This window comes from Enterobacter sp. Ap-867 (genome assembly GCF_011752855.1).
Taxonomy (GTDB): domain Bacteria; phylum Pseudomonadota; class Gammaproteobacteria; order Enterobacterales; family Enterobacteriaceae; genus Cedecea.
The window spans coordinates 1-3201 of record NZ_VWWS01000021.1 but is presented as its reverse complement, the minus strand read 5'-3'; the positions used below and the strand labels follow the sequence as shown (position 1 = coordinate 3201).

Annotated in this window: 2 rRNA genes; both read left to right on the top strand. The window is 52.4% G+C overall.

Annotated features, from left to right (window positions below):
- The first annotated feature begins 74 nt into the window (after window positions 1-74).
- Window positions 75-2980: ribosomal RNA gene (locus F3J26_RS22495) — 23S ribosomal RNA — on the top strand.
- A gap of 98 nt (window positions 2981-3078) precedes the next feature.
- Window positions 3079-3194, top strand: a 5S ribosomal RNA gene (gene rrf / locus F3J26_RS22490).
- Window positions 3195-3201 lie beyond the last annotated feature (7 nt).

Sequence of the window (3201 nt, the reverse complement as noted above, 5' to 3'; positions counted from 1 at the left end):
AGGTTAAGACATGTTCGAGTCTCTCAAATTTTCACAACAGCGATTGTGTCTTACGAGACACCTTCGGGTTGTGAGGTTAAGCGACTAAGCGTACACGGTGGATGCCCTGGCAGTCAGAGGCGATGAAGGACGTGCTAATCTGCGATAAGCGTCGGTAAGGTGATATGAACCGTTATAGCCGGCGATTTCCGAATGGGGAAACCCAGTGTGATTCGTCACACTATCATTACGTGAATACATAGCGTAATGAAGCGAACCGGGGGAACTGAAACATCTAAGTACCCCGAGGAAAAGAAATCAACCGAGATTCCCCCAGTAGCGGCGAGCGAACGGGGAGCAGCCCAGAACCTGAATCAGTTTGTGTGTTAGTGGAAGCGTCTGGAAAGTCGCAGGGTACAGGGTGATACTCCCGTACACTAAAATGCACATACTGTGAGTTCGAAGAGTAGGGCGGGACACGTGGTATCCTGTCTGAATATGGGGGGACCATCCTCCAAGGCTAAATACTCCTGACTGACCGATAGTGAACCAGTACCGTGAGGGAAAGGCGAAAAGAACCCCGGCGAGGGGAGTGAAAAAGAACCTGAAACCGTGTACGTACAAGCAGTGGGAGCCTCTTTATGGGGTGACTGCGTACCTTTTGTATAATGGGTCAGCGACTTATATTCTGTAGCAAGGTTAACCGTATAGGGGAGCCGCAGGGAAACCGAGTCTTAACTGGGCGTTAAGTTGCAGGGTATAGACCCGAAACCCGGTGATCTAGCCATGGGCAGGTTGAAGGTTGGGTAACACTAACTGGAGGACCGAACCGACTAATGTTGAAAAATTAGCGGATGACTTGTGGCTGGGGGTGAAAGGCCAATCAAACCGGGAGATAGCTGGTTCTCCCCGAAAGCTATTTAGGTAGCGCCTCGTGAACTCATCTTCGGGGGTAGAGCACTGTTTCGGCTAGGGGGCCATCCCGGCTTACCAACCCGATGCAAACTACGAATACCGAAGAATGTTATCACGGGAGACACACGGCGGGTGCTAACGTCCGTCGTGAAGAGGGAAACAACCCAGACCGCCAGCTAAGGTCCCAAAGTCATGGTTAAGTGGGAAACGATGTGGGAAGGCACAGACAGCCAGGATGTTGGCTTAGAAGCAGCCATCATTTAAAGAAAGCGTAATAGCTCACTGGTCGAGTCGGCCTGCGCGGAAGATGTAACGGGGCTAAACCATGCACCGAAGCTGCGGCAGCGACACTATGTGTTGTTGGGTAGGGGAGCGTTCTGTAAGCCGTTGAAGGTGAACTGTGAGGTTTGCTGGAGGTATCAGAAGTGCGAATGCTGACATAAGTAACGATAAAGCGGGTGAAAAGCCCGCTCGCCGGAAGACCAAGGGTTCCTGTCCAACGTTAATCGGGGCAGGGTGAGTCGACCCCTAAGGCGAGGCCGAAAGGCGTAGTCGATGGGAAACAGGTTAATATTCCTGTACTCGGTGTTACTGCGAAGGGGGGACGGAGAAGGCTATGTTAGCCGGGCGACGGTTGTCCCGGTTTAAGCATGTAGGCGGAGCGTTTAGGTAAATCCGGACGCTTATTAACGCTGAGGTGTGATGACGAGGCACTACGGTGCTGAAGTAACAAATGCCCTGCTTCCAGGAAAAGCCTCTAAGCATCAGGTAACATTGAATCGTACCCCAAACCGACACAGGTGGTCAGGTAGAGAATACCAAGGCGCTTGAGAGAACTCGGGTGAAGGAACTAGGCAAAATGGTGCCGTAACTTCGGGAGAAGGCACGCTGTCGGTAAGTGAAACCCCTCGCGGGTGGAGCTGAAGGCAGTCGAAGATACCAGCTGGCTGCAACTGTTTATTAAAAACACAGCACTGTGCAAACACGAAAGTGGACGTATACGGTGTGACGCCTGCCCGGTGCCGGAAGGTTAATTGATGGGGTTATCCGCAAGGAGAAGCTCTTGATCGAAGCCCCGGTAAACGGCGGCCGTAACTATAACGGTCCTAAGGTAGCGAAATTCCTTGTCGGGTAAGTTCCGACCTGCACGAATGGCGTAATGATGGCCAGGCTGTCTCCACCCGAGACTCAGTGAAATTGAAATCGCTGTGAAGATGCAGTGTACCCGCGGCAAGACGGAAAGACCCCGTGAACCTTTACTATAGCTTGACACTGAACATTGAGCCTTGATGTGTAGGATAGGTGGGAGGCTTTGAAGCGTGGACGCCAGTCTGCGTGGAGCCAACCTTGAAATACCACCCTTTAATGTTTGATGTTCTAACGTAGACCCGTGATCCGGGTTGCGGACAGTGTCTGGTGGGTAGTTTGACTGGGGCGGTCTCCTCCTAAAGCGTAACGGAGGAGCACGAAGGTTAGCTAATCACGGTCGGACATCGTGAGGTTAGTGCAAAGGCATAAGCTAGCTTGACTGCGAGAGTGACGGCTCGAGCAGGTGCGAAAGCAGGTCTTAGTGATCCGGTGGTTCTGAATGGAAGGGCCATCGCTCAACGGATAAAAGGTACTCCGGGGATAACAGGCTGATACCGCCCAAGAGTTCATATCGACGGCGGTGTTTGGCACCTCGATGTCGGCTCATCACATCCTGGGGCTGAAGTAGGTCCCAAGGGTATGGCTGTTCGCCATTTAAAGTGGTACGCGAGCTGGGTTTAGAACGTCGTGAGACAGTTCGGTCCCTATCTGCCGTGGGCGCTGGAGAATTGAGGGGGGCTGCTCCTAGTACGAGAGGACCGGAGTGGACGCATCACTGGTGTTCGGGTTGTCATGCCAATGGCATTGCCCGGTAGCTAAATGCGGAAAAGATAAGCGCTGAAAGCATCTAAGCGCGAAACTTGCCCCGAGATGAGTTCTCCCTGACCCTTTAAGGGTCCTGAAGGAACGTTGAAGACGACGACGTTGATAGGCTGGGTGTGTAAGCGTAGCGATACGTTGAGCTAACCAGTACTAATGATCCGTGAGGCTTAACCTTACAACACCGAAGGTGTTTTGAGAGACGAAAGATTTTCAGCTTAGTTCAGGATTAGATTGATGGTTATATGGAGATATAACGGTCAATAACAGAATTTGCCTGGCGGCCGTAGCGCGGTGGTCCCACCTGACCCCATGCCGAACTCAGAAGTGAAACGCCGTAGCGCCGATGGTAGTGTGGGGTCTCCCCATGCGAGAGTAGGGAACTGCCAGGCATCAAAT